The organism is Mycobacterium sp. 1423905.2 (assembly GCF_001673155.1).
Taxonomy (GTDB): Bacteria; Actinomycetota; Actinomycetes; order Mycobacteriales; family Mycobacteriaceae; genus Mycobacterium.
Genome location: NZ_LZLE01000236.1, coordinates 1 through 1,373, shown reverse-complemented (window position 1 = coordinate 1,373; position 1,373 = coordinate 1). Strand labels below are relative to the sequence as shown.

General features: G+C 69.0%; 1 pseudogene. It reads right to left on the bottom strand.

Annotation, left to right across the window (positions count from 1 at the left end):
- A pseudogene (locus A9W95_RS28010) lies at positions 1-1,373 on the bottom strand (LuxR family transcriptional regulator); the annotation flags it as partial.

Sequence of the window (1,373 nt, the reverse complement as noted above, 5' to 3'; positions counted from 1 at the left end):
CCGCTGGCCAACGCCAACCCGGTGTGCATGAACAGGAAATCGGTCGGCACGCAGCTGCGGGCCTCGGCCACAACGTCATTGGCTGCCTCCGCCTGCCCCAGCTTGGCGTGGGCCTCGGCCAAGGCGAAATAGCTGGCGGGCCGCAAACCCGTTGTCACGGAATGTCGATGAACCCCCGCCAGCGCTTCGTGCCCCAACCGGACCGCGTCCGCGACGGCGCCGCGGACGAGCGCGGCATTGCCCAGCAGAAAGGCGAGGTTGGCATACGCTAACCCGGGAATCTCGCGCGCCGCGTCGGCCAATTGCTCGGCGGTACGGGTGAATTCATCGATACGTCCGGTCAGCCGACAGGCACGGCCGTAGACGGCGCCGAACCAGAAGCGCATATGAGACGCCTGGAAGGACGTGGTTGCGCGGCGCAGCGCCTGCGCGGCCACGTCCGCCAGGTCGTCCACTTCACCGAGGGCTCCCATGGCCATGATCAAGGCCAGCGAGGCCATCATCGCGTGAAAGTCCGGCAAGTGGTCGCAACCCAACGCGGTCCGGGCGTGCTCGGCCGCCGACCGGCACCGCGCCGACACCGCGTCGAGGCAAGCCTGCACCGCCAATCGTTCGGCGACCTGCGCCTCGGTCTCCGTCGCCGGCGAGCTTCGGGAGGCAAGGCCGTCCAGGATCACCGCCGCGTCTGCCGGCTTGCCGAGCATCCACACCAGGTTGGCCGCTCGTACGGTCGCCCAGTGATGGCTGTCGGGCGCGCCGGCCTCAGCCAAGTCGCGCAGCGCCATCTCGGCCTGCTCGCCACAACCCAGGAGAACCAGATTCATCGCCCGCACCCCGGCCGCGCCCGGTGCTCCCCCTTGAGCCGCAGCTGTGGCGAACCGGTCGGCAAGGTCAAGGTCCAGCAACGTCATGGCATGCCGGGCCGATTCCAGGTACAGGTGAGGGTCGGGATCCAAATCCGACTCCAGGCGTAGCAGCGCCCGGCGGACGGTGGCCTGCAGGTCGGGGTCACGGTCTTCGGCCAGCCGGGTGGCCAGCCGTCCCCGAATCGCCGAGAGGTACATCTCGCCGGCGTTGGCGCGGCGCAGCTCACCGTAGAGCGGGTGAGCCAGCCTGGCCATCAGTCGGCCGCCGGTACGTTCGACGATCACCAAGCCCATCTCTTCGGCGGCCTCGAGGTCGCGGCGGCGCACCAGATCACACAGCACATCGACGGCCAGCGGCTCACATTGTGAAAGGGTGTCGATCACCATGGCCACTTGGGGGTTCAGCCGGCCCATCTGGCCCGCCAAGGAGTCGGACAGGGTCGCCGATACCGCGACATCGCCGTCCCACATCCACACGCCGGCCACCTTGCGCATCTGCCCGGCCGC